General features: G+C 76.0%; 4 protein-coding genes. 2 read left to right on the top strand and 2 right to left on the bottom strand.

Annotated elements, in window-relative coordinates:
* Positions 1 to 288: 288 nt before the first annotated feature.
* Positions 289 to 1,500, top strand: coding sequence for a cytochrome P450 (locus ACFV61_RS29945; protein ID WP_380495002.1), 1,212 nt, complete (start codon positions 289 to 291; stop codon positions 1,498 to 1,500).
* 69 nt (positions 1,501 to 1,569) lie between these two features.
* Here ACFV61_RS29945 and ACFV61_RS29940 read toward each other — a convergent pair whose 3' ends face one another.
* Positions 1,570 to 2,760 carry a Dyp-type peroxidase gene (locus ACFV61_RS29940; RefSeq protein ID WP_380494999.1) on the bottom strand — a complete coding sequence of 397 codons (1,191 nt, stop codon included), beginning with the start codon at positions 2,758 to 2,760 and terminating at the stop codon, positions 1,570 to 1,572.
* Positions 2,761 to 2,812: 52 nt separating this feature from the next.
* On the opposite strand from ACFV61_RS29940, the gene ACFV61_RS29935 reads away from it, so the two are divergent.
* Positions 2,813 to 4,177, top strand: a complete 1,365-nt coding sequence (locus ACFV61_RS29935) for a nitrous oxide reductase family maturation protein NosD (RefSeq protein WP_380494997.1) — start codon at positions 2,813 to 2,815, stop codon at positions 4,175 to 4,177.
* A gap of 51 nt (positions 4,178 to 4,228) precedes the next feature.
* Here the strand turns inward: ACFV61_RS29935 and ACFV61_RS29930 are convergent, their stop codons facing one another.
* Entirely contained in the window at positions 4,229 to 4,993 is a 765-nt protein-coding gene (locus ACFV61_RS29930) for a hypothetical protein (RefSeq protein ID WP_063346597.1), read from the bottom strand.
* Between the last annotated feature and the right edge of the window lie 162 nt (positions 4,994 to 5,155).

The raw sequence follows: 5,155 nt of genomic DNA, 5'->3' as shown, positions 1-5,155 counted from the left end.
CCCGGCGCCGGGTAACGCCGGGGTGGGCCGCCTCGCCTGGGCCCCCCCCCCCGACCCCCCCCCCGGGCAGGCCGGTGGGGGGCTATCGACTTACGGGGTGGGGGTATGCCCGGCGGGATGCGCCCGGCGGGATGCGCGCCGGACAGGCCCCGGTGAAACCCTGACCGGAGGAGTTGAAATCGCTACCATCGGGACCAACGGGACAAGCAGCAGCGGAATCCAACGATCTACGTAAATACGACAGTTGGATTCTCATCCCGCGCCGGACCGCCGACCCCGAAGGGACCCATGTCCACCGCCGCACCCGCCCTCCCCCCGTTGCACCGACTCCCCGTCACCCCCGCCCAGCCGCCCCACCCCACCACCCTCCCCGACGGCACCCCCGCCTGGCTGGTCACCCGCTACCACGACGTCCGCCAGACCCTCACCGACCCCCGCTTCACCCGCGGCGACCTGGCCACCGTCGGCACCCCCGGCGGCGGCGCCGACGTCTCCAGCAACCCGGCTTCGATGTTCAACCAGGACGGGCCGGAACACCGCCGGCTGCGCAGCACCGTCCAACGGGCCTTCACCGCACGCGCCATCGCCGACTGGCAGCCCTGGGTCGCGGAGGGCGTCCAGCAGGCCGTCGACGCCCTCGCGGCCGGCGGCACCCCCGCCGACCTGGTCACCGCCTTCACCCGGCCGGTGCCCTTCGCCGTCACCAGCCGCCTGATGGGGCTCGACGGCGACGGCCCGGACCACCTCGACGAGCAACGGCTCCGCCGCTGGACCAGGGCGATCCTCGCCGACGGCACCCCGGACGACGGCGGCGACGCGGCCGACGGCGCCCTGGACCCGGCCGAGGCGCTCGCCGAATACGCCGCCTACACCGGCGAGTTGATCGCCCGCCGGCGCCACCACCCCAGCGAGGACCTGGTCAGCCGCCTCGTCCAGGCCGCCGACCAGGACGGCGGCGTCCCCGAGGAATCACTCGTCTACCTGGTCTGCGGGCTCACCGCCAGCGGCAACGAGAGCGTCACCGGCGCCCTCGGCAACGCCCTCGTCTACCTGCTCGGCGAACGCCCCGAGGACTGGCCCCGCCTCGCCGATCCCGACACCACCGAACGCGTCACCGAACGCCTCCTGCACTTCATCCCGCTCGGCGACGACGAGGCCACCACCCGGCGCGCCACCGAACCGGTCGACCTCGGCGGCGTCCACATCCCCGCCGGCGCCGTCCTCGCCGTCAGCCTCGGCAGTGCCAACCGCGACGCCGCCGTCTTCCCCGACGGCCTCGACGCCGGCCTCGACCACCCCCTGCCCGCCCCGACCCTCGCCTTCAGCGCCGGCCCCCACTACTGCCTCGGCGCCTGGCGGATGCGCCTGGAAATGCGCGAATCCCTCCGCCGCCTCGCCACCGCCCTCCCGGGCCTGCGCCTCACCACCCCCGTCGACCGGCTCACCTGGCAACTCGGCACCACCACCCGCAGCCCCGCCCAGCTGCCGGTCACCTGGTAGCCGGGGGCGCGGGGCCGCCCGCAGCGAGCAGCCCGCGTCGACCCCCGGGCCGTCGCGGGCGAACCGTCCTCAACCCCAGAGCTGCTCGCCCAGCGTGGCGCCCTCGGGGGCGCCGGGCAGGACGTAGGCGACGGCGGAGGCCTGGTGCTGGACGAACGGGTTGAGGGCGTCGCGGGTGGCGAGGCGGGTCTGGACGCGGGTGAACTGGGCGGGGTCGCGCATGAAGGCGCAGAAGAGCAGGCCGCGGTCGTCCGGGCCGTCGTCGTAGCTGTAGCCGCGGCGGAGCATGCGCGCGCCGCCGTCGAGGCGGGGGCTGCTGAGCCGGACGTGGGCGGTGGCGGGGATGACGTAGGAGCCGTCCGGGTTCTTGGCGTAGACGTCCGGTTCGTCGTGTTCGGCGCTGCCGGTGAGCGGGGCGCCGTCGCCCGCGCGGCGGCCGATGGCCAGGTCGCGCCGGTCCGCGGGGAGGGCCGCGAAGGCGGCGACGTCCATCCGGATCCGCCGGTAGACCAGGACGGTGCCGTTCTCGTGCGCACCCGCCGGGCCCCAGACCCACTGCCGGGCGGTCGGCTCGTCGGGGTTGGCGGTGCCGTCCTTGAAGCCGAACAGGTTGCGGGCGGTGCTTCCCGGGGCGGTGGCGGGCAGGAAGCCGGACTGGGTCCAGCGGGGCGTGGCCCCGGCGGCGCGGGCGGCGGTGGCGGCGAGTTCGGCGACGACGGTCAGCGTCCAGCGGTCGGCGCCGCAGAGTTGGAGGAGGACGTCGCCGCCGCCGCGCGCCGGGTCGAGGCGGTCGCCGGCGAAGGCCGGCAGGTCGGCGAGCGCGGTCGGGACGTTCAGGCCGAGCCGGGCGGCGAGGTCGGGGCCGACGCCCACCAGGCTGGTGAGCCGGGCCGGTTCGGCGCCCTGGAGCCGCAGGTCCGGCGACGTCCCGGCGGTCGCGGCGGCCAGCAGCCGGGTGAGGTCCGCGAGCAGGCCGCGCAGGGCGTCCCGGCCGCCGGCGGTGGTCGCGGGTGCGAGGTCGAAGGCCAGCAGCTGGGTGGCGGGTTGCGGAGGTGTGGTCACGCCGGCCTGGCGGGGGCCGTGGAAGAGGGGCGCCGGGTCGGGCGGCGGGGCCGCCGGGTGCTGCTGCGCGGAGCCGTCGTGGCCGCCGTGCGCCAACGCCTGGACGCCGGCGCCGAGTCCGGCGGCGAGCACCGCTCCGGCCGCGAGCAGCGCCCTCCGCTCGACACCGGGTCCGGCGGCTTCCGTCTGTTTCCGCACTTTTCCGGTTTCGGCATGCATGGGCGACATTGGAGACGATAGAACACCTCTCATGCAAATCCTGATGATGCGTCACCCCACTCAGCGGCCCTCACCTGCACGTGCCCCGAGATCCCTGCGACGGCTGTCCGCGGCGCTGCTCGCCACCACCCTGGCGCTGGCCGGCTGCGCGGCATCGGGCTCCTCCTCCGACGAGGCCCGCCATCCGGCCGGTACGGTCATCCAGGTCCCGGAGGACTTCCCCACCGTGCAGCAGGCCGTGGACGTCGCGCGCGAGGGCGAAACCGTGCTGGTCCACCCGGGCGTGTACCCGGAGAGCGTCCGGATCACCAAGCCGCGCATCGTCCTGCGCGGGACGGACCGCAACACCGTCGTCCTCAACGGCGGGGTGCGCCTCGTCAACGGCATCACCGTCACCGGCGCCGGCTCGGTGGTGGAGAACCTCACCGTGCACGGCTACCTCGCCAACGGCGTCCTGTTCACCGGCGTCACCGACGAGCACCTGCAACGGCACGGCGCCGGCGGCTCCGCGTACGACCCGCTGGACACCAACCGCTTCCCGCCCGTCCAGGGCTTCCGGGCCTCCCGGGTGACGGCCTACGACAACGGCCTGTACGGCATCTACGCCTTCGACGCGCGCGGCGGCGTGATCGAGGACTCCTACGCCTCCGGGCAGGCCGACTCCGGGATCTACGTCGGCCAGTGCAAGCCCTGCGACACCCTCGTGCACGGCAACACCGTGGAGCGCAACGCGGTCGGCATCGAGCTGACCAACGCCTCCGACGGGCTCAGCATCCTCGGCAACCGGGTGGTCGGCAACCGGGTCGGCGTGACGGTGAACTCCAACGACCTGGAGTCCCTCGCCCCGCAGCACGGCGCGGTGATCGCCGGAAACGTGATCACCGACAACAACGCCGCCGACACCCCGGAGCAGGCGGACGGCGGCTTCGGCATCGGCCTCGGGATCGGCGGCGGCACCGCGAACCAGGTGCTGCGCAACCTCGTCCAGGGGAACCGCGCCGCCGGGATCATCGTCACCGACCCGCCCGGACACCCGGCGAGCGGCAACCGCGTCGAGGGCAACCGCGCCACGGGCAACGGCGTCGACCTCGTACTGGCCTCCACCGACCCCGGCAACTGCTTCACCGGCAACACGCCCGACACCCAGAGCCCGGACCAGTTGGAGGGCCAGGCGGCGTGCGGGGCGCAGGGCCGCAGCCCGCTCCCCGGCGGGCGGCCCGCCACCGTCATGGCGCCGCCCGGCGTGCCGTTCCACCAGGTGCAGGCCCCGGCCGCGCAGCCCTCCCTGCCCGACCCGTCGGCGCCGGGCCGGCCGGCGACGGACCTGCCGGGGCCCGTCGACCCGGACCGCTACGCCCTGCCCACGGACGCCGCCGCCGTGCCGCAACCCCGGTGAGCCCGGGCCCCGGTGAGCCGCAGCCCCGGCGGCCCTAACGGCCCCGGGGCCTCACCCCGCGGCCCACGGCGCCTCCGGCATCCGCACGCCGTCCTGCCGCCCGGTGAGGTCGACGGTCGTCGGGGTGCCCAGGCCGGGCATCCGCATGGTGACCCGGCGCAGCGAGCCGTCGCCGTCGACCCAGTAGGTGAGCGGCGACGGCCCGCCGTCCGGGGCGGCGCCCTGGGCGCGCGGGCCGGAGAAGCGGTCGTAGTCGCGGCCGTCGATGCGGTCCCGGCCGAGCAGGCGCGCCCCGGACTGGGCGAGCAGCAGCGGGTTGTCCGGCCGGTCGGCGCCGAGGCGGACCAGCAGGCCGAGCCCGGCGTCCAGCGGGTCCGCCGTGTAGGAGCGCGGCGACCAGCCGGAGCGGGGGACGTGCTCGGCCTGCTCCCAGGCGGGGCCGGAGCCGGCCGGCTCCGGGGCCAGCCCGAGGCCGTCGCCGTCCCAGATGATCAGGCCGTGGTCGAGCTGGCCCGAGGCCCCGGAGACCTGGTAGCGGCCCACCCCCCGGCGGGTGCGGTAGTCCACCACCCCCTCCACCCGGATCTGCACGCCGCCGCCCTCCGCCGCGGTGAGCGCCACCGCCGCCGGGCTGGCCTGGTACAGCGTCAGCCGGGACAGCGCCAGCCGGGACGCCTCGTCCATGGTCACCGCCCGTTCCTCCGGTTCGCCCCAGGCCGTCACCCCGAGGGCCGTGGCCCCGGCGACCACCACCGCGCCGACCACCCCGACGAGCAGGCCCAGCCGCGCCCTCTTCCCGATCTTCCTACGGGCCATCTGGCAGCCCTCCTCCTGGTCAGCACCGTCGTACTTGTCGTCACTGTCGTGCGAACGAGCGGCGGGGGGGGGGGGGGGGGGGGGGTGGCCCGGCCGCGCCCCCGGCCCCACCCCACTCACACCGTGGCGGCACCCCGCGCCGACCACGCCCACGCCAACCCA

The organism is Kitasatospora sp. NPDC059817 (assembly GCF_042731835.1).
Lineage (GTDB): Bacteria > Actinomycetota > Actinomycetes > Streptomycetales > Streptomycetaceae > Kitasatospora.
Note: the sequence above shows the minus strand (reverse complement) of the source record. Positions and strands in the feature narration are given on the sequence as shown.